This is a genomic window from Sphingomonas sp. (assembly GCF_017744835.1).
In the GTDB taxonomy this organism is placed as follows: Bacteria; Pseudomonadota; Alphaproteobacteria; order Sphingomonadales; family Sphingomonadaceae; genus Sphingomonas.
In genome coordinates, this window is sequence record NZ_JAGIAM010000002.1 from 1 (window position 1) to 20,559 (window position 20,559).

The 20,559-nt window shown below is 68.6% G+C and carries 13 protein-coding genes; 5 read left to right on the forward strand and 8 right to left on the reverse strand.

The window, feature by feature from the left end; translation table 11 throughout:
- Nucleotides 1–373: 373 nt before the first annotated feature.
- Nucleotides 374–988 (reverse strand): alpha/beta hydrolase, encoded by a 615-nt coding sequence (locus tag J7500_RS06105; protein WP_294060710.1) that lies wholly within the window; start codon nt 986–988, stop codon nt 374–376.
- A 373-nt stretch (nt 989–1,361) separates the two neighbouring features.
- Between J7500_RS06105 and J7500_RS06110 the strand changes: the two genes are divergently transcribed.
- A complete protein-coding gene (locus J7500_RS06110) occupies nt 1,362–1,919 on the forward strand; it encodes a glycine zipper domain-containing protein (protein WP_294060711.1) in 558 nt (185 codons plus the stop codon).
- A gap of 146 nt (nt 1,920–2,065) precedes the next feature.
- On the opposite strand, the gene J7500_RS06115 is transcribed toward J7500_RS06110, so the two are convergent.
- Entirely contained in the window at nt 2,066–3,463 is a 1,398-nt protein-coding gene (locus J7500_RS06115) for a L,D-transpeptidase family protein (RefSeq protein ID WP_294060713.1), read from the reverse strand.
- A gap of 161 nt (nt 3,464–3,624) precedes the next feature.
- Between J7500_RS06115 and J7500_RS06120 the strand changes: the two genes are divergently transcribed.
- Together J7500_RS06120 and J7500_RS06125 are read left to right on the forward strand one after the other, a co-directional pair.
- Nucleotides 3,625–4,323: a hypothetical protein gene (locus tag J7500_RS06120; protein WP_294060715.1), complete on the forward strand. Its 699-nt coding sequence runs from the start codon at nt 3,625–3,627 to the stop codon at nt 4,321–4,323.
- A gap of 138 nt (nt 4,324–4,461) precedes the next feature.
- Nucleotides 4,462–6,792 (forward strand): MHYT domain-containing protein, encoded by a 2,331-nt coding sequence (locus J7500_RS06125; RefSeq protein WP_367112971.1) that lies wholly within the window; start codon nt 4,462–4,464, stop codon nt 6,790–6,792.
- A gap of 3 nt (nt 6,793–6,795) precedes the next feature.
- On the opposite strand, the gene putA is transcribed toward J7500_RS06125, so the two are convergent.
- Nucleotides 6,796–10,422 carry a trifunctional transcriptional regulator/proline dehydrogenase/L-glutamate gamma-semialdehyde dehydrogenase gene (putA, locus tag J7500_RS06130; protein ID WP_294060718.1) on the reverse strand — a complete coding sequence of 1,209 codons (3,627 nt, stop codon included), beginning with the start codon at nt 10,420–10,422 and terminating at the stop codon, nt 6,796–6,798.
- Nucleotides 10,423–10,516: 94 nt separating this feature from the next.
- On the opposite strand from putA, the gene J7500_RS06135 reads away from it, so the two are divergent.
- Both J7500_RS06135 and J7500_RS06140 read left to right on the forward strand, forming a co-directional pair.
- On the forward strand, nt 10,517–10,987 hold the full coding sequence (locus J7500_RS06135; protein WP_294060720.1) for an Lrp/AsnC ligand binding domain-containing protein: 471 nt from the start codon (nt 10,517–10,519) through the stop codon (nt 10,985–10,987).
- Nucleotides 10,988–11,085: 98 nt separating this feature from the next.
- Nucleotides 11,086–11,877 carry a hypothetical protein gene (locus J7500_RS06140; RefSeq protein WP_294060721.1) on the forward strand — a complete coding sequence of 264 codons (792 nt, stop codon included), beginning with the start codon at nt 11,086–11,088 and terminating at the stop codon, nt 11,875–11,877.
- Nucleotides 11,878–11,944: 67 nt separating this feature from the next.
- Here the strand turns inward: J7500_RS06140 and J7500_RS06145 are convergent, their stop codons facing one another.
- The 5 genes from J7500_RS06145 to J7500_RS06165 form a co-directional block, all read right to left on the reverse strand.
- Nucleotides 11,945–13,309: an HlyD family type I secretion periplasmic adaptor subunit gene (locus J7500_RS06145; RefSeq protein ID WP_294060722.1), complete on the reverse strand. Its 1,365-nt coding sequence runs from the start codon at nt 13,307–13,309 to the stop codon at nt 11,945–11,947.
- On the reverse strand, nt 13,306–15,042 hold the full coding sequence (locus J7500_RS06150; RefSeq protein WP_294060723.1) for a type I secretion system permease/ATPase: 1,737 nt from the start codon (nt 15,040–15,042) through the stop codon (nt 13,306–13,308). Before J7500_RS06150 ends, J7500_RS06145 begins: the two co-directional genes overlap by 4 nt.
- 81 nt (nt 15,043–15,123) lie before the next feature.
- A complete protein-coding gene (locus J7500_RS06155) occupies nt 15,124–19,752 on the reverse strand; it encodes a cadherin domain-containing protein (protein ID WP_294060724.1) in 4,629 nt (1,542 codons plus the stop codon).
- 227 nt (nt 19,753–19,979) lie between these two features.
- Nucleotides 19,980–20,270 carry a hypothetical protein gene (locus J7500_RS06160; protein ID WP_294060725.1) on the reverse strand — a complete coding sequence of 97 codons (291 nt, stop codon included), beginning with the start codon at nt 20,268–20,270 and terminating at the stop codon, nt 19,980–19,982.
- 31 nt (nt 20,271–20,301) lie between these two features.
- The gene (locus J7500_RS06165) at nt 20,302–20,502 is read right to left on the reverse strand and encodes a hypothetical protein (protein WP_294060726.1); all 201 of its coding nucleotides are present in this window, start codon (nt 20,500–20,502) and stop codon (nt 20,302–20,304) included.
- Between the last annotated feature and the right edge of the window lie 57 nt (nt 20,503–20,559).

The following is a 20,559-nucleotide window of genomic DNA, read 5'->3' on the forward strand; positions in this document are numbered from 1 at the left end:
GTGTAAAGGACAAGTAGTCGGCTTAAGCTTTAACGATGTACCAGGCGCCCAGAAGCCGCCCAGACACCGAGCCGCCGCCCACATGTCCCTTCATCTAAATCACTATGTCAAAGAGCGCAGTCTTTCGGACCCCGCCGGAGCGGCGTCTGGCGACTTTCGTCGCACAAACCGGCTAGAGCCCCGAAAGGCCTTTCGCCGTGATCGAAAGAGCTGGTGTCTTCAGTGCCGGCGTTCGCCGTTCCGAAGAAGCGACCGACGCTGCCGCGCCGGGAGGCCGCCATCTATGTGGGGCGATCTGAGTCGTCAATCGAAAAAAGCAGCCTTTTCGAAAAAAATGCGCGGCGCCTGCATTTTCCTGCCGCCGCCGCTTGGCCTAGCCGCCGAGCAGCCGAAGCCGCGCGGCGGTGCGCTGCTGGCCGAGCAGCCGGGCCGCCGCATCGACGTCGCGCTCGACCACGCCGGCGGTGAATCGCGCAATCACGCGGCGGGTACGCCTGAAGGCGGTCTGCGCCGGCGAATCGCGCTCGACCACGACTCGGCTACCCCAATTTTCGGCAAGCGCGCGGATCTGGGGGAGCAGCTCGCCCCTGCCCTGCCCGCCGCCCACCACTACCGACGGAAAGGGCAGACGGATCCGCGGCGAGGCGAAGGTCTCGCTGAGTTCGGCTTCGTCGGCCTCCGCGTCCATCGGCTGGAACAGGATCGCCCCGGCGACTCGCGAGACGTAGGAAGCCGGCGACAGCCGCGCCCACCAGGCAGCCGCATGGCAGCCTGCGCCCTGCGCCAGTAACAGCACCGCCCGATCGGCCTGGGTGACGGCGGCGTCGAGCTTGGCGCCGAGCAGGTTTCGCTCCGCACGTGTGCGCGCCAGCAGCGGCACATGCGCATCGCCGCGCTCGGGCCACTGGAGCAGCGAGGCCCAGGGCGCAGCGGCCCCTCCGGCGATCGTCACGAGCGAAAGGTCGTTAGGAAGAGCGAGCGCACCCACGGGCATCTCCTTCGGCAGCAGCGGCAATCTATACTGTGAAAATGGGATATTGAACCGAAAAGTCGCGTTGGGTCGATAGAACGAATTATTGTTGCGTCGGCGCCGATCAACTCCTGAGACGAGCACTGAAGAACGGCCGCTTAATGGATTCAGTGCCAAACAGGAGAAATGGGCCGCTGGTCCGCGCATTTCCCCCGACAACGCTCGAATCTCTGACGAAACGAGCCGCGGCAAAGCTGGGTCGTTGACCTGCCGAACCAATCGCCAACGCCGAATCGGAACGGACCGTGCATTTCCCACGTTTGTCCGACGCGGAAGCGCTTCGCCGCATCCCCGTTTGCGGCGCGCCCGTGGATTTAGAGGAGGAAGCCAGATGAAGAAAAGTTTCGCAGCCGTGCTCATGGCCGGCTCACTCACGCTCGGTGCCTGCGCGAGCACGACCGAAGACAGCACGCTCGCGGCGGCCGGCACCGGCGCGGCGGTGGGTGCCGCCGGCGGCGCTGCGCTCGGCGCAGTCACCGGCTTTTCGCCGATCACCGGCGCCGTGGTCGGTGCGGCAGTCGGCGGCATCGCCGGCGCCGTCTGGGCGGACCGGAACAACGACGGTCAGGCCGACGGCTATATCAGCAACGGCCAATATTATGAGGGAGCCCCCGCAGGCTATACCGCGACCCGCACCTGCCGCAGCGTCGCGGGCAGCGCGGCAGTCGGTGCCGGCATCGGCGCGGCGGCCGGCGCAGGCGTAGGCGCCCTGGCTGGCGGCGTGCTCGAAGGCGCGATCGCGGGTGCCCTGGTCGGCGGCGTCGCCGGCGCGGTGTGGGCCGATCGCAACAACGACGGCTGCGTCGACGGCTACACGCAGAACGGCCAATATTATGAAGGCGCGCCGCCCGCCTATAGCTCGGCGCCCCCGGCAGCCGAACGCGGCTGACCCAAATAGCGCCTGGCGCGATCGTCGCGCCTGGCGCTATTTTTATGCTGCTTGGGCTGGCAAAGAACCGTCCGCCCGATTCATCACGCGAAACGGCCCGAATCGCCCAGGCGATCGGGCCGTTTCGTCTTCCGCTGGAGAGCCGCCTAGCCGCCTGACAGCGCGGCCTGCTGCGTGCCGCCGCTCGCCAGCCCGTCACGGCCATAGCTGTCCTCGCGGATGGCAACGCTGTTCGCTTCCGGGAAGGCCGTGAGATAGGTGACATAGATGGGGACCGGATCGGGCAGGTCCACGCGCAGCTCGGGCTCCTTCGACGTCGCGCGCAGCGGCTTGCCGAAGAGCCAGCGGCCGAGCCGCGGAGCATCCTCCAGCCGGATGCAGCCTGCGCTGAAGTGCCGGACGCCGTTGCGGAACAGGCCCTTGTCGGGCGTGTCGTGCAGATAGATGTCGTGGCCGTTGGGGAACATGAACTTGACCTTCCCCATCCCGTTGGTGACGCCCGGCAGCTGGCGCACGCGCACCACGCGCTGGCCAGTGAGGACCGACTGCCAGTCGACGAGCGAGGGATCGGCGACGGTCGCGTCGGCTGACCAGTCCGACAGCAGTTGATAGCCGTGCTGGCGTAGATAGGCCGGGCCGGTGCCCACCACTTCGGGCGCGATCTTCTCGCGCGCCAGATCGGTGGGGACGTTCCAATAGGGATTGAGCGTCGCATAGCGGATGACGCTCGCCATCATCGGCGTGGGCGTGGACGGCTTGCCGGTGATCACCTTCATGCTGCCGACCAGGCGCCGCCCCTCGAACATGAAGAGGCGCGTGCCCGCGGTGTCGACCACGACATGGCGGCCCTCGTCATCTGCAGGCAGCACGCGCAGCCGCTGGAGATTGACGCGCATGACCTCCGCGCGGGGCGACTGCGGCCCCTCCAGCAGCAAGGCATTGCGGAGCTGGCCGTAGAAGGGATGCATCCATCCCTGCTCGGCCACATATTTGGATAGCGACGGCGCCGACGCCGCAGCCGCGAGCACATCTTCCTTCTCCGGCACGGTGATGCGGAGTTCGGGGTCGGTGAACTCGATCGAGGGATTCTTCACACGGCGCAGCGCGCGGACATAGTTGACGAAGCCGTTCGAGAGCACTGCCTCGACGCGCGCCAGGCGCTCGGGGTTAGGCTTTTCCTGCGCATCGTCGAGCGCGTCGCGGATCGCGCCGACGCGGAACTTGTCGGGATCGAGCCCGTCGAGTTCGGCGGATTCGAGGATCGCCAGCAGCTTCTGCGCCTCGGGCCGCGGGCCCGCGGCAGTGACCCAGATCGGGCGATAGTTGCGCGCGGCGTAGAAAGGCTTGAGCTTCTTATCGAGCCCGGCGCCGTCGCCGAGCTCGGCGCTGATTTCCTCGGCCGAGACCTGGACCGGCCCCTGCGCCGCGGCCACCGTCGGCAGCGCGGTGCCGAGGAGCAGCGCCAGCGACGCAGTGGAGATGCCCTTGGAAAGGCGGCGGGAGATTTCCGAGACGAATCCGCTGCTTGAATGACTGCTCTGCATGGCTCTCCGGGGACGCTCGACAGATTAGGACCGGTTGGAAAACCCCCAAGGAGCCCCCCGGTTCAACCGACGCGCCGAGTTGCAGCAATTTTACACCGGACACCGTGCTCGCCGCCGGCGTTCGGCTCCAGGACAAGATCGCGTACGGAGGGATGCCGGCAATGCGAAACATCGACTTTAGCTCCTGGCAGAACCTGCTCGCCACGCTCGCGGGACTCGCCTTGGTCACGCTGATCGGCATGGGCATCCGCCTGCTGATGATGTTCACCATCCAGCAGCGGCGCGAGCGGCTGAACCGCCAGATCAACGAGCGGCTTCGCACGCTGATTGCAGCCTACAAGACGCTCGGCGGCTCATTCACCGGCGACCTGGCGGTGGACCCGACGCACCTGCGCGACCTGCGCCGACGCAAGGCCGATGCGCCCGAAGAGCCCGTGGACGCACAGACGGGTGCCGATGAAGGATCAGATCGCACCCGGCGCATCCGCGACGCCGTGGAGGCGGCACTCTCCGACATCGTGCTGCTGGGCACCGAGGAGCAGGTGCGGCTGGCCGAGCAGGCGGCGCGCGAGCTGGTGGCGGGCCGGCCGGTGCACACCCACGCGCTGGTGGTTTCGCTGCGCGACTTCATCCGCGAGGCGCTCGACCTCGCCCCCATTCCGGCCGACCTGGCCATTCCGGTGCAGGGACCGGCACGACCCGGCGGGGGCGCCAGCGGGCGCGGCGGCAAGGGCGAAGCCCGCGGCGGCGGTGGTGGTGGTGGTGGTGGTGGAATGGGAATGGGCGGTGGCATGGGGCTCGGCGGTGGCGGCGACGGCACCGCCGCCGCGGATCACACGACCGCGTCGCATCATGGCTGATGCAGACCGGTAACGGTAACATGCCGCGCCTTGGCCGGGGCGGAGGCTGCACGACATTGCAGTTGATCGCACTGCAGTTGCTTAATACCCATACAAGATGGACAATAGTGAAACTACGCAATTTGCCGCTCTGATTGCCTGAACTATCTTCCGCTCCACTTTGGGGGGCTTTGTTCTATGGTAATGGCAGGTACGCACGATTGGACATTGGTGGTCGTTTCGATCGCCATCGCCATCGTCGCCTCCTACACCGCGCTTGACCTCGCCGGGCGGACGCGCGCGTCCGAAGGCTGGCTGCGCTCGATCTGGCTGGGGGCAGCCGCGGCCGCGATGGGCGGCGGCATCTGGTCGATGCATTTCGTCGCCATGCTCGCGTTCAGCGTGCCCGGCATGGAGTTCACCTACGATCCCGGGCTCACGCTGCTTTCGCTGATCGTCGCGATAGGAGCGACCGGAACCAGTTTCGTCGTGACGAACCGCCTGGGCCGCGCCCCCTTCCCGCTGCTCGCGTCCGGGCTGCTCATGGGGCTGGGCGTAGTCGCGATGCACTATATCGGCATGGCGGCGATGCACATGGGGGGCACGCTGAGCTACGACCGGTTGTGGCTCAGCATCTCGGTGCTGATCGCCATCGGCGCCGCGACCACGGCGCTATGGATCGGATCGCGCGACCGGCATCCAGTCACGGCGCTGACGGCCGCGGTGCTGATGGGGTTCGCCATCGCGGGGATGCACTATGCCGGGATGCGCGCGGCGGTCTTCACCATGGCGCCGGGGCTCGACATGGCAAAGGGCGTCGCCGGCCGCAGCCAGACCGATCTCGCCTTCGCCGTCTCTGCGACCACGTTCATCATCCTCTCGTTCGCGTTGATCGCGGCAACCTTCGACCGTCGCTTCGCGCTGCTCGCCGCCCGCGAGGCCGAGGCGCTGCGAGCGAGCGAGGAGCGGTTCCGCTCGCTCTACCGCGGCACGCCGCTGCCGCTCCATTCCCTAGACCATGAAGGGCGGATCGAGCAGGTGAGCAACATCTGGCTCGAGCTGATGGGCTATGCGCGCGAGGAGGTGACCGGCCGATCGCTGGCCAGCTTCCTTACCGAGGCGTCGGCGCGGCAGCTTCGCCAGAAGGACTGGCCCGAGCTCATCGAACGCGGGATCCTGGGTCCGCACGAATATCGTGCCGTGACCAAGGACGGCCGTTTTCTCGACGTGATGGCAGCCGCCAAGGTGGAGCGCGACGGCGAGGGGAATTTCCTCCGCGTGCTCGGCGGGCTCACCGACATCACGGAGCGCAAGCGCGCCGAGGACGCGCTGCGCCAGACGCAGAAGATCGAGGCGATCGGCCAGCTGACCGGCGGAGTCGCGCACGACTTCAACAATCTCCTCGCAGTGATCGTCGGCAACCTCGAGCTGCTGCGCAAGCGCGTGCCCGACGATCCCCAGATCAGCCGGTTGGTCGAGAGCGCCTTCGAAGGCGCGCAGCGTGGTGCCTCGCTCACCCAGCGCCTGCTCGCCTTTGCACGCCGGCAGGATTTGAAGCCGCGGCCGGTGGACGTCGCCGATCTCGTGCGCGGCATGGCCGACCTGCTGCGCCGGTCGCTGGGGCCCCAGATCCGCGTCGAGACGCGATTCCCGCTCGATCTGCCGCGTGCGCGGGTGGATGCGCATCAGCTGGAGATGGCCCTGCTGAACCTGGCCGTAAACGCGCGCGACGCGATGCCGGGGGGCGGAACGCTCGATATCTCGGCCGCCGACGTGAGCGTCGCGGATGGCGACATTCGCGACCTCAGGCCGGGCCATTATGTGCGGCTCGCGCTGGAAGACGGCGGCGAAGGCATGGACGAGGAAACGCTGCGGCGCGCGGTGGACCCCTTCTTCACGACCAAGGGCGTAGGCAAGGGCACCGGGCTGGGGCTGTCGATGATCCAGGGCCTCGCCGCCCAGTCGGGCGGCCATCTCGCGCTGCGCAGCGTCGTTGGCGTGGGTACCGTCGCCGAGCTCTACCTGCCCGTGGCCGACGGCGCCGAGGAGCCGGAGCGCCGCTCGCCCGAAGGGATCGGAGCGGAGATCATCGGCCCGCGGCGATCGATCCTGGTTGTGGACGACGACCCGCTGGTCCTCGCGAACACGATCGCGATGCTCGAGGAACTCGGCCACCGCACCTATGCCGCCGTCTCGGCCGAGGACGCGCTCTACCAGATCGAGCGCTCGTGCGGGTTCGACCTGGTGATGACCGACCAGCTCATGCCGGGAATGACCGGGCTCGAACTGATCAAGCGCGTGCGCCAGCTCCAGCCGGAGCTGCCGACCTTGCTGATGACCGGCTTCGCCGATCTGGAGGACGAGGAGCGCGAACGCGTGCCGACGCTGCGCAAGCCCTTCGACCTGAAGCAGCTCGCCAAGGGCATTCGCGACACCGCCGCGACTGGCTCTCCCTCGGTGATCCCGCTCCGCCGGCGCACAGGCAAATAGGCTTCAAGCGAGTGCCATCAGGCTCGCATTGCCGCCCGCGGCCGTGGTGTTGATCGAGGTCGAAACTTCCTCGACCAGCCACTCGAGCCGATAGTCCTCCCGGCCTGCCTGGACGAGCACGATCGGCCCGGGCAGCGCGGCGATCGACCCGAGCGCCGCCAGCACCTGCTCGCGATCGCCTTCGACCAACGCGGCGGCAAAAGGCCCCTGCCCCGCCCAGTCGTCGGCCCAGCGGATGCGCGCCGCGACGCTCGCCGGCAGCGCAGCGAAGGTTGCGCGCAACCCGGCGGGAGCATGGACTACCAGCGTGTTGCCCCCGGCCAGCCCCGCGGCGAGCTGCGCGATCAAGCCTTCGCGCGTCACCGGCAAGGCCAGCACCGTGCCTCGCGCGTGGAGCGCATAGAGGTTGCGTTCGCCAACCGGCCCGGGAAGCTCGACTTCGCCACCGAGCAGCGAGGCGCTCGCCGCGGCACGGACGCGGGCGGCAGCGGCCGCATCGCCCTGCCCTTCGAGCCACAACGCCAGGTCGCGCGCCGCCGGATCGGCGACGGTGGAGCTGAGCTGCGGCGGAACCGGCGTGCCGTGGACGAGCCGCCCGAGATAGAGGGGTCCGCCGGCCTTGGGACCGGTGCCCGAAAGCCCGCGACCGCCGAAGGGCTGCACGCCCACCACCGCGCCGATGACGTTGCGGTTGATGTAGAGATTGCCCGCCCTAACGCGCGCCGCGACGTGCGCGATCGTCTCGTCGAGCCGCGTGTGCAGGCCGAAGGTGAGGCCGTAGCCGGTGGCGTTGATCTGGTCGATCAGCCGATCGAGCCCCGAGCGGCGGAAGCGGACGACGTGGAGGACGGGGCCGAAGACCTCGCGCTCGAGATCGGCGACGCTCTTCAGCTCGATGATCGTCGGGGGCACGAAGGTGCCGTGCGCGGTCTCGCCGGCGAGCGCGATCTGCTCGACGGGGCGGCCGAGCGACCGCATCTTGTCGATATGCTTCTCGATATTGGCCTTGGCCTCGGCAGTGATGACCGGGCCGATGTCGGTGCTGAGTCGGTCGGTGCGGCCGATCGATAGCTCGTGGAGCGCGCCCTTGAGCATCGCCAGGATTCGATCGGCGACCTCCTCCTGCAGGCAGAGGATGCGGAGGGCCGAGCAGCGCTGGCCCGCGCTGTCGAACGCCGAGGCGATCACGTCGCCGACGACCTGCTCGGCGAGCGCCGAGCTGTCGACGATCATCGCGTTCTGGCCGCCGGTCTCGGCAATGAACGGGATCGGCCGCCCTTCGGGAGACAGGCGCTCGGCCAGCTCGGCCTGGATCAGGCGGGCAACTTCGGTCGAGCCAGTGAACATCACCGCGGCGGTCTCGGGCGCCGCGACCAGCGCCGCGCCGATCGCGCCGTCGCCGGGGACGAGGCGGAGCACGTCGGCGGGCACCCCCGCCTCATGCAGGATCGCGACGCCCTGGGCGGCGATCAGCGGCGTCTCCTCGGCGGGCTTGGCGAGCACGGCGTTGCCGGCGACCAGCGCGGCGGCCACCTGGCCGGTGAAGATCGCGAGCGGGAAGTTCCATGGGCTGATGCACACGACCGCCCCCAGCGGCGCATGGCCGGCACCGAGCGTGCGGCGTGCCTGCTCGGCATAATAGCGCAGGAAATCGATCGCCTCGCGCACCTCGGCGATGGCGTTGGGCAGCGATTTGCCGGCCTCGCGCATGATCAGCCCAAGCAGCGCGGGCATGCGCGCCTGCATCCGGTCGGCGGCGCGTTCGAGGCAGGTGGCGCGCTCGGCGGGCGCAGTCGCAGCCCATGCGGGTGCGGCAGCGGCCGCGGCGGAGACCAGTGCCCTCGCCTGCTCCGGCGATACTTCGAAGACAGTGCCGACGCGATCCCGATGATCGGCCGGGTTCAGGACCGCGCGTGGCGTGCCCTCAGCGCCCGAGGTCCAGCCGCCGTGCGCGCCCTTGCGCATTGCTTCGCCGAGCATCGCCAGCGTGGTTTCGCTCGCGAGGTCGAGCCCTTCGGAGTTGCGGCGGGTGCCGTAGAGGTCGCGCGGCAGCGCGATGCGCGGGTGCTTCTGCCCCACCACGGGCATCGCGCGCACCGTTTCGACGGGATCGGCGACCAGCTCGGCGACCGAGACTTCCTCGTCGCCGATGCGATTGACGAAGGAGGAATTGGCGCCGTTCTCGAGCAGGCGGCGGACGAGATAGGCGAGCAGCGTCTCGTGCGTGCCGACGGGGGCGTAGATGCGGCACGGGCGGTCGAGCTTGTCGGCGCCGACCACCTGCTCGTAGAGCGGCTCGCCCATGCCGTGGAGGCACTGGAACTCGTACTTGCCGATCGCGAAGTCCGGGCCGGCCATTTCGTAGACGGTGGCGAGCGTCTGGGCATTGTGCGTCGCGAACTGCGGGAAGACCGCGTCGGTGGCCGCGAGCAGCTTCCGCGCGCAGGCGATGTAGGCCACGTCTGTGTGGATCTTGCGCGTATAGACCGGGAAGTCCTCCAGCCCGTCGAGCTGGGCGCGCTTGATCTCGGCATCCCAATAGGCGCCCTTGACCAGCCGCGCCATGATCCGACGCCCGGCGCGACGGGCGAGGTCGATGATCCAGTCGATCACGAAGGGGCAGCGCTTGCCATAGGCCTGGACGACGAAGCCGAGGCCGTTCCAGCCGCCGAGGTCCGGGTCGAGCGCGAGGCTTTCGAGCAAGTCGAGCGACAGCTCGAGCCGGTCGGCTTCCTCGGCGTCGATGTTGAGGCCGATGTCATAGCCCTTTGCGAGCATCGCCAGCGCCTTCACGCGCGGCAGCAGCTCGCCCATCACTCGGGCGGCCTGGGCGCGCGAATAGCGGGGATGGAGCGCCGAGAGCTTGATCGAGATGCCCGGCCCGCCATAGACGCCGCGCCCGTTCGAGGCGGCGCCGATCGCGTGGATCGCAGCTTCGTAATCGCGGTAATAGCGGTCCGCGTCGGCGGCGGTGGTCGCGGCCTCGCCGAGCATGTCGTAGCTGTACTGGAAGCCCCGCGCCTCCAGCGCCTTGGAGCGCTTGAGCGCTTCCTCGATCGTCTCGCCGGTGACGAACTGCTCGCCCATCATCCGCATCGCCATGTCGACGCCGCGGCGGATCACCGGCTCGCCCGCGCGCGCGATCAGCCGGGTGAGCGCTGCAGCCAGGCCGGAATCGTTGACGCTGCTGGTGAGCTTGCCGGTGACCACCAGCCCCCAGGTCGCGGCGTTGACGAACAGCGAGCGGCTGTCGCCCAAGTGCGCCTTCCAGTCGCCGCCGGCGATCTTGTCTCGGATCAGCGCGTCGCGCGTGTCATGGTCGGGGATGCGGAGCAGCGCCTCGGCGAGGCACATCAGCGCGACGCCTTCCTGGCTGGACAGCGCATATTCCTGGACCAGCCCCTCGACTCCGCCGCCGCGGCGCGCGGCGCGCAGGCCGGTGACGAGCGCGGTGGCGGTGCGCCGGGCCGCGGCGCGTGTCTCCTCGGGGAGTGTCGCCCGCTCGAACAGGGCCGCGACGCATTCGGGCTCCGGGCGGCGATAGGCTGCGGTGATCGCCTGGCGCAGCGGCGACTGCTCGCGGATCGGAGGCGCGAATTCGGCGAAAAGCGGAGGGAATGCGTCGGTCATGCCGCTCCAATAGCATGACGGCCGATGGCGTTCCGCCTCAACACGCGCTAGAGGCAGGCGGATCGAACTGCATTTCTGTCACGGAGCAGTCCGGATGGACGCCAAACCCACACCACAAAGTGGAATCGACGCCTTCGATCGCAAGATCATCGATGCATTGCGCGAAGACGGGCGCATGTCTGTCACCGAGCTGGCGCGCCGCGTGGGACTGTCCAAGACGCCGTGCCAGGTGCGGCTCAGGCGGCTGATCGACGCAGGTTATATCCTGGGCTTCCGCGCGGTGATCGACCCGGTGAAGCTGGGGCTCGATCATATCGCCTTCACCGAAGTGAAGCTCTCCGACACGCGCGAGGCGGCGCTCGAGGAATTCCGCCGCGCGGTGCTGAAGATCCGCGAAGTCGAGGAATGCCACATGATCGCGAGCAGTTTCGACTATCTGCTCAAGGTGCGCACTTCGGACATCCGCAAATACCGCGAAGTGCTGGGCGAGCGAATCTCGAGCCTGCCGCACGTCGCCAGCACTTCGACCTTCGTGGCGATGGAGACGATTCGCGACGCGATGTGAGGGCCTGCATCTGGCGGGTTGGAGTTTGTGTAGCGGGTATTGGCGTATTGCAGTCATTCGTGATGTAAGGTGTGGCCTGATCCCAAGGGAGCCAGCCATTGATCAACGAAGTGCGCCGAGCGGTGGCGAAGGTCCCCGCGATCACGCTCGGATTCTGGGTCATCAAAATCCTCGCGACCACCCTCGGCGAGACCGGCGGCGACACCGTCTCGATGAGCTGGCTAGGCGAGACGACGCCCGAGGCAGGCGCATCCGGTCTCAACGGCTATTTGATCGGGACGGCGATCTTCGGCCTGATGCTGCTGGTCCTCGTATGGGCTCAAGTGCGCGCGAGCCGCTTCAATCGGTGGCTGTACTGGGCGACGATCGTCGCCTCGACCACTGCAGGCACGACGCTTGCGGACTTTGCGACGCGCTCGATCGGAATCGGCTATCCCGGCGGGTCGCTGATGCTCTTCGCCTGCGTCATCGTTTCACTGGCGCTCTGGCGTGGCGTTACCGGCAGCGTGGCCATCGACACCGTTACCGACAGCCGCAGCGAGATATTCTATTGGCTGACGATCACTTTTTCGCAGACGCTCGGCACGGCGCTGGGCGACTGGGTAGCGGACTCGGGCCTGGGTTATGGCGGCGCGGCGGTCGTGTTCGGAGCAGCGCTAGCGATTACGGCAGCGCTCTATTTCTGGACACGGATATCCCATGTGATGCTGTTCTGGGCGGCATTCATCCTGACCCGCCCCCTGGGGGCGACCGTCGGCGATTTCCTCGACAAGCCGGTGACGAAGGGCGGTCTCGAGCTCAGCCGGCCGCTCGCTACCGGCATATTGCTCGCCGCGATCCTGCTGTTGATCGCCGTCCTGCCGCAGCGACCGGCCGAGCGACCGCACTAGGCGAGGTCCGTCGCCCCGAGATTCGCGGCTGTCCCCTCTTCCAGCTTCGCAGGAGAGGAAGAAAGGTTCAATGCTCGCGGAAGGAGGACCAGAAGCTGCCGAGCAGCGGCTCGAGCGCATAGTCGAGCGCGGTGCGCTTCCGGAGCGGGATCAGCACCTGGACCGGCATGCCCGGGCGGAGCTGGAAGTCCTGCCCGCGCACCTGCTGGATCAGCGCGAGCTGGTCGTGCGGCACGGTGATCTCGCCGGTGAAATAGCTGATCCCGGTCTTCTCGTCGGTGAAGCTGTCGGCGGAGACGCGCGTGAGCTTGCCTTCGAGATTGGGGAGCGTGCGCTCGTGCAGGCCCGAGAATTTGATCAGCGTGCGCTGGCCGACCGACAGATCGTCGGCGTCATCGGGCGCGATCCGCGCCTCGATCCGCAGCCCGGCATGTTCGGGGACGATGTCCATCAGCTTCTGCCCCGGGCCGATCACGCCGCCCGGCGTGAAGACGGTGAGCCCCACCACCGCGCCGGTGACGGGCGCGCGGATCGCGGTGCGCTCCATCTGGTCGCGCGCGGCGATCCACTTGGGCAGGACGTCCCCGAGCCGGGTTTCGACGTCGCGGAGGTCGGCGGCGGTGCGCTCGCGGAAGCTGCGCTCGGCCTCCAGCGCCTGGAGCCGGCTCTCGCGCGCGGCGCCCTGGGTCTGGGCGACTCCGGCGCTGTACTGGCCGCGCTGACCCATCAGCTCGGCACGCGCGCGTTCGAGCTCGCGCATGCGCGTCTGCGAGACGAAACCCTTGTCGGCGACGGGCTTGAGCGCAGCGATCTGCTCCTCGATCAGACGGAGCTGCTCGGCGGCAGAGACCTCCTGCTCGCCATAGCCCCGCCCCTGCTGGCCCGACTGGGCGGCCCGCTCGCCGAGCGCCCCGCGCTGCGCCGCGAGCACGGCCGTGCGCGCGGCGAGTTCGGTCCGCTGGAGCCGCAGCGCCGTCTCGGCCTCGGTGCGGTCCTCGGGCGACAAGGACGCGAATTCGGGGGGCGCGGTCACTTCACTGCGGCCGAGCTGCTCGGCCTCGAGCCGTGCTCGCTGGGCGAGCAGCCGGATCGATTGCGAGGCGAGCGCACGTTCCTGCGCCTGCACTTCCGCGGCGGCGAGCTGCATCAGCAACTGACCGCGTTCGACGCGCTGGCCTTCCTTGACGTAGATCTTGCCGACGACGCCGCCGTCGCGGTGCTGGACCGACTGACGCTGGCCGGAGACGACCACCGTACCCTGCGCATAGGCGGCGGCGTCGAGCCGCGCGAACGCGGCCCAGCCGAGGAACACCAGGAAGAACAGCGCGGCGATGATCACGCCGGTGCGGATGTCGTGGCGCGGATCGGCGGCGGGCGGCGTTGCCGCGTCCACGCCTTCGCCGCGCGGCGGCAGGAGGAAGGGCGCGTTCATGCCGCGTCTCCGGCGCCGGCGCGGGGCACGCGCCGCAAGTTCGGCGGTGCGATCTTGGGCAGCACTTCGTCGCGCGTGCCGAACATCTCGATGCGGCCGTCGCGGAGCACGAGGATCTTGTCGACCACGGGCAGGATGCCGAGCTTGTGCGAGACGATCAGGATCGTCCGGCCCTCGGCCTTGAGCGCGGCGAGCGCAGTGACCAGCGCGGCGTCGCCTTCGGCGTCGAGATGCGCGTTGGGCTCGTCGAGGATCAGCAGCGGCGGATCGGCATAGACCGCGCGGGCGAGCGCGATGCGCTGCGCCTGCCCCGCCGACACCGAGCGCCCGCCGAGCTTGAGCTGGTGGTCATAGCCGTCGGGCAGGCGGCGGATCAGCGGATCGGCGCCGACCTTCTCGGCCGCCGTGACGATCGCCGCGTCCATCGATGCGCGATCGGCGCCGAGCTCGCCGGCGAAGCGCGCGATATTCTCCGCGACGGTGCCGGCGAACAGCACCGAATCCTGCGGGAGATAGCCGATGTGCCGTGCCAGCGCCTCGGGATCCCAGTCGCGCGCGTCGGCGCCGTCGATGCGCACCGTGCCGCGATCAGGGAGCAGCGCGCCGGCGATGCTGCGCGCGAGCGTCGACTTGCCGGCGCCGCTGGGGCCGACGATCGCGACGACCTCGCCCGGCGCGACGCGGAACGAGACCGCGTTCAGGATCGCGCCGTCGCGCGTGTCGTTGAGCACGGTCACGCCCTCGACCGCCAGCGCGCCGCGCGGCGCGGGGAGCTGCGTCGGCGCGGTGCGGCTCACGGCGCCGCCGAGGAGCTGGCCGAGATTGTCGTAGCTCTGCCGCGCCTGGATGATCGTCTTCCACGTGCCGACAAGCTGCTCGATCGGCGCGAGCGCGCGGGCGATCAGGAAGGACGAGGCGAAGATCGCGCCGCCCGAGATCAGATTGTCCACCGCCAGCATCGCGCCGAGCCCCAGCGCGAGCGACTGGAGCGCGAGCCGCGTGAACTTGGTCGCGGTGAGATAGCTGCCCGCGGCGAAGCTCGCCTCGGTCTGCGCGGCGAGCATCGCCTCGCGCTGACGGAGCTGGCGGGCGACCAGCGCACGGCGCATGCCGAGCGCGCGGATGCTGTCGCTCGAGCCGAGCAGCACGTCCTGGCTGGCGTAGGACATGCTGGCGATCGCCTGCGCGCGATCGAGCCGGCTGCGCGTCGCGCGCTCGTTGGCCCAGGCGATCAGCGGCAGGATCGTGCAGCCCAGGATCGCGACGACGCCGATCCACGGGTGCACGAGGAAGCAGACCAGGATGTAGATCGGGACCCAGGGCGCGTCGAACAGCGATAGCACGCCCGCGCCAGTGAGCGTGCCGCGCAGCAGGTCGAATTCGCGCAGCGCCTGGCGCGCGGCGGGAAGCTCGGGCCGGCCGAGCGTCGCGTCGAGGATCAGCGGCGCAAGCGTGGCGTCGAGCTGGACGCCGGCGCGCACCAGCAGCCGCGCGCGTATGCGGTCGAGCAGCGCGAGCGTCGCGAGCGCGAACAGCAGCACCATCGTGAGGAAGAGCAGCGTCTGCAGCCCGCGCGTCGGCACCACGCGGTCGTACACTTGCAGCATGTACAGCGTGGGCACGATGTAGAGCAGGTTGATGAGCGCGCTGAACACCGCCGCCGCGACGAAATGGCGGCGGCAGAGCGCGAGCGCGGCGCGGATCGTGTCCTCGGCCTGCCCCCGGCTCAGCATGCGAGACCCCTGAAACGCCGAACCGCGCGACCGGGGAGGTCGCGCGGCGCGGTTTCGATCATGCTTCGGCAATCGCGCAAATCAGAACCCGTGACCAAGATCCGCCAGCTTCACACCTATGCGATCGAGGAGCGCGTCGACTGCGTCGCCGACGCTGTCGAGCAGACCGCCGAGGCCGGGCTGGTGATCCGAGTAATAGTCGGGGGCCGCATACTTGACCAGCGCCGCGTTCTGCACGCCGAGCAGCGTCACCGAAGTGCCGGGGCTCATCGTCAGCGTGAGGTCGAGCACGCTGTCGTGGTTGACGTCCTGCACCTTGGTCCGCGTGACTGCGATGCCGTCGTCGAGGACGATGCGGTCGAGCGTCGTGTCGAAATCGGCGATGGTGTCGTTGTTGTCGACGCGGCCGAAGTGGAAGACGTCGGCGCCCGCGCCGCCCCACAGATCGTCGTTGCCCTGGCCGCCGAACAGCACATCGTTGCCGGCGCCGCCGCGCAGCGTGTCGTTGCCCAGATCGCCGAACAGCACGTCGTTGCCGTCGCCGCCGTCGAGCGCGTCGTTGCCGATGCCGCCGTCGAGCACGTCATGCCCGCCGAGCCCGCCCAGCGTATCGTTGCCGATCCCGCCCGAGAGGTGATCCTCGCCGCCGGTGCCGGTGAGCGTGTCGGCGCGCACGGTGCCGGTGCGGGTGACGCCATCGGCGACGCCGGTGACAGTCACGTCCACCGTCGCAGTGCTGGTGAGGCCGTTCTGATCGGTGACGCTGTAGGTGAAGTGATCCACCTGGGTCGCGCCGGTCGCCAGCGCATCGAAGGCGTCGGCATCGGCGACGTAGCGCAGCACATGGTTGGCGCTGTCGAAAACCAGGCTGCCGAGCGTGCCCGTGTTGTCCACGCCGCTGATCGAGAGCGTCGTGCCCGCGTCGGGATCGCTATCGTTGCCGAGCAGCACCGACCAGAGATTGTCGCTGGTCGCATCCTCGGCGACCGCGACGGCATCGTGCGCGGCGACCGGCGCCTCGTTGACGTCGCCGACCGTGACGGTGAAGCCCTGCTCGCTGCTGAGCCCGCCGCTGTCGGTGACCTTTGCGATGATAGCGTAGCTCGCCACCGCCTCGTGGTTGAGCACGGCGGTGGTGGTGACCACGCCGGTGGCGGCGTCGACCGCGAACAGGCCGCCGGCGTTGTCGACCAGCGCATAGCTGAGCGTGTCGTTGGCGGTGTCGCTGGCCGAGAGCGTGCCGACGACGGTGCCCGCGGGCAGGTTCTCGTCGACCGAGGCGTGGCTGAGCGCGAGGCCGGTCGGCGCGGCACCGAGCATCAGCAGCGCGACTTGCGGGTCGTGGTCGGTCGGCCGCGTGCCGCCGAACTCGGCGTTGAGGTGGACCGAGTCATATTGCGCGTTGGGGAGCAGACCGCCGGTGACCAGGATATGGTCGATCTCCTGCGCATTGCCTTCGAACATGTAGCTGTAGCGCTCTTCCTCGGGCAGCAGCGTGTTGAGGTTGGTCATCACCCCGCCCTGCGCCGGATCGGTGAGCTGGGTCTGGGCCTGCTCGAAATAGAAGCCGTTCCAGTCGCCGAGCACCGCGATGTTCATCGTCGGATCGTCGGCGAGGTGCGAATTGATATAAGCCTTCACGCCCGCCGCCTGGGCCGTGCGCGCGGCGTCGCCGGCATCGGTGGCGGGCTGGTTGTCGCCCCACATCGGATCGCTGCCGAGGCGCGACGTGAGGTGGACGTTGATCGTGGTGACCGTCTGCCCCGCGAAGGCGAACTGCGCCACCAGCGGGCGGCGGGTGCCGGCATAGGCCGCGCCGTCGATCAGTTCGGCGCTGCCCTCGACGTAATCGACGCGGTCGACGTTGTAGAGATAGCCGTTGCGGATGTTGCCGCCGCCTTCGCCGCCGGTCGAGCCGGCGACGGTGGGCGCGATCTCGACATAGGCATAGTGGAGGCCCGACTGGGCATAGATCGCATCGATCAGGCCCTGCGCCGTGACGGTGCCCGACAGGTCGGGGCCCGAGCCCGCGCCGTCCGCGTCCTGGATCTCCTGCACGGCGATGATGTCGGGCGCGCGCAGATTGTAGACGATGTCGCTCGCGAGCACTTCGAACTTGCCGTCCGAGGCGTCGAGATTCTCGACATTGTAGGTCGCGATCGAGAGATGGTTTGCGTCGCTGTGGAGCGCGGTCTGCTCGCGGGCGAGCGTGGTGTCCTGCGTGACGGTCACCGCCTCGGTGACCACGACTTCATATTGGTCGAAGGCATAGTTGACGATGCCGGTGACGCTGCTGAGCTGGTCGCCGATCGTGTAGCCCGGGGCGAAGCCGGCGAAGACGCCCGAATCGTCGTCGATCTGGATCTTCTCGGGATTGTAGTCGGGAACGCCCGCCTCACCCGGCGAGATGGTGATGCCGCCGCGGTCGTTGACGCCGGTGGCACCCTGCCCGTGCGATGCGACGACGTCGGTCTCGCCGAACTCGTTGGTGTTGGAGACCGCCTGGGGCGCGTCGATCGTGACGCGCATGCCTTCGAGCGATTCCCAGAAGTCGATGCCGTCGTGCGCGGGATCGTAGCTGGTGAGCCCGTCGTCATCGATCGCCTCGGCCGGGGGCAGCACGCCGTGCGCGCCGATCACGACGGCCTCGGGCAGCGCATTGCCGGTGCTGAGCAGAGTCACGACCGGAGCGGTGATCTCGGTCACCGACAGGCTCTGGTCATCTCCGGCGAATTCGGACACTTCGCCGCGCACCGAGAGCCCGTCGCCGACGTGCACCGTGGGCGCGGTGCTGGTGTAGACGAAGACGCCGTCCGACGTGGCGGCATTGCCGTCGCCCTGGGCCGACTGGAGATAGAAGCCGTTGCTATCGACCGCGGTGACGATGCCGGTGGTGATCACCACCTGGCCCGCATAGGTCGAGACATGGCCCTCGCCCTGGATCGCGCTGATCGACAGCTCGATCGGATCGTCGTTGACGATCGTGCCGACCGCGGCGGCGTCGTCGATCACGACATTGCCCGTAGCCGCGCCGAGCTGGACCGAGAAGGTCTCGTTACCCTCGCCCACCGTGTCGCCGGCAACCGGCACGACGATCTGCTTGCTGAACTCGCCCGCGGCGAAGCTGATCGTGCCGGCGAGCGCCGCGCCAGGCGCGAGATCGGCGCTGTCAGCGGAGCCGTTCAGCTGGACCGCATAGTCGACGCTCACGGCGCCGGCCTGGCCGCCCGCGCGGTGCACGGTGAAGACCAGGTTGCTCGTGCCGCTGTCGCCCTCCGCCACGCGCGCGTCGTCGATGCGCAAGTGGCTGGGGCCGTCGGCGGGGAGCACGCCCTGGCCGGCGTTGAGGCTGCCGAAGCTTGAGGCCGAGGAATCCGCCCAGGTGAAGTCGACTGCGCTTGAGCCCAGCCCCTTGAGCTGGAGCGACAGGCCGGCGGCAGGCGCGGGATCCTGCGACACGCCGATGTCGGTGCTCGTCAGCCCGCCCGCCGGCGTGCCGGCCGCGGCAGTGAAGGTCCCCTCGTAGGAGAGGAGCTGGACGACGGTGCCGTCGGACGCGATCAGCGCGACGCCGTCGGCCACGCCGTTCTGGATGCCCGCGCGCGTGAAGCCCAGCGCGCCGAAGCCGTTGGATTCGTCATCGATCACGCCCGAGAGCGCGAGCGTGTCATAGACCGGCGCGGCGTCCGGCGTGTTCGAGCCGTTGTAGAAGACCAGCTTGTAGCCGGTCAGATCGGTTCCCGCGGCGCCCGCGATTTCGATCGCCTCGCCTGCGTCGGTGCCGACATTGTCGTAGTGAATCTCGTTGATGAAGACGTTCGCAGGCGCCGCGGGCGGCGCGGCATCGTCGTTGGTGATGGTGCCCGTCGCCACTGCGTCGCCGAGCGCGGCGCCGCCCTGCGGATTGGACAGAGTCACGGTGAAGGCCTCGTCGGCCTCGAACGCGGTGTCGCCGTTCACTGCGATGCGGACCTCGGCGCTGGTCGCGCCGTCGGCGAAGCTCACGGTGCCGCTGGTGGGCACGCCGCCACCGAAGTCGTCGACGGTCGCGCTGCCATAGCCCAGCGTCCAGGTCGCGGAGACGGCGCCGGCGCTGCCCTCGGCGCGAGTCACGGTGAAGACGATCTCGTGCGTGCCGCTGTTGCCCTCGAGCGTCGCGGCATCGGCGACGTTGAGCGTGCCATGGCTCGGCGGAACCACGCCGCCGAAGCTCTGGCCGATGTTGACGCCGCCGGGGGTGTCGTCGGCGATCAGCGCCCAGTGGAAGTCGCTCGCTTCGTCCCCGCTGCCGACCAGACCGATCGAAGTGCCGTTCTGGGTGCCGGTTTCGGTCACGCCGACGTTGGTGCTGGCGATGCCGGCCGCGGGGCCGTCGATCGCGGTGAAGCTGCCGCCGTAGCTGACGAACTGGACGACGTTGCCCAGATTGTCGACCAGCGCGATCCCGTCCGGATTGCCGTTCTGGATTCCGTTCGACGGATAGGAAAGGCCGATCGTGCCGAAGCCATTCTGCTGATCGGCGACGACGCCGCTCAGCGTCGTGGTGTCATAGGCCTTGAGCCCGGTCGAGCCCGTCGATGCGCCATTGTAGAGTACGATCCTCCAGCCGGTGAGATCGGTGCCGGCAGCCGCCGCGATCTCGACGAACTCGCCGACGTCCGTGCCGGCGTTGTCATAGTGGAATTCGTTGATGAACACGTTCGCGGGCATGGGCGGTCCTCACCGTCGGAAGGGTCTGAAATTCTGGCCGAATCGCGGAGCGTTTCGGAAGGGATGGGTGTGGCTATGCCGGCAACATGACAGCAACGTTGCGGCCCGCGCAATCGGCATGCGCCGTGCCAATCCGGAGCAAGCAACACGACAAAACGCCCGCGTGGGCGGCACGCGGGCGTCGAATCGGGAAAAGCGATTTCAGAAGAGGCCGGTGTGGCCGCCGTTCAGAGCAGGCGGCCGGAGCGCAACGATTCGAGCGCGACAATGCCGCTGCGCGTGATCAGCGCATCACGGAACATCGGGACGCCGCCGCTGATCACCAGCGCCTCATACATCAGATAACCGCGATCGGAGAGCAGCTCGACGGCGCGGAGCAGGTCCAGATTGGGGTTCTCGCCGCCGAGCTCGAGTGAATCGGGAACCACGTCGCGTGCGATCGGCCACCAGCGGTCCAACTGCGTGAGCACGCGGAGCGCCACTTCGTCCTCGTGAAGATCGCCGAACTGTTCGGTCATCATCGCGGCCGCGGCTGCATTCCTGCGGCCATCAGCCGAGGGCGACCGCACCGGCCTGGTCGCCCACCACCCAGCGGACGCTGGCTTCGACGACGGCGTCGGGCAACAGGAGTAGGATCTTCTCACCATTTCGAATTCCCTCTGCGCCCTCGATCCGGAAGCCGCCGTCGGCAAGGCTGCAAACCGTCACGCGATGTGACGTGCCATTGCTGCTGACGACCTTCCCGGACACGTATGCGCTCCTCGCTTCCTCAGCGGCGGCGATCGAATTTTCGAACGACGGCGGAGT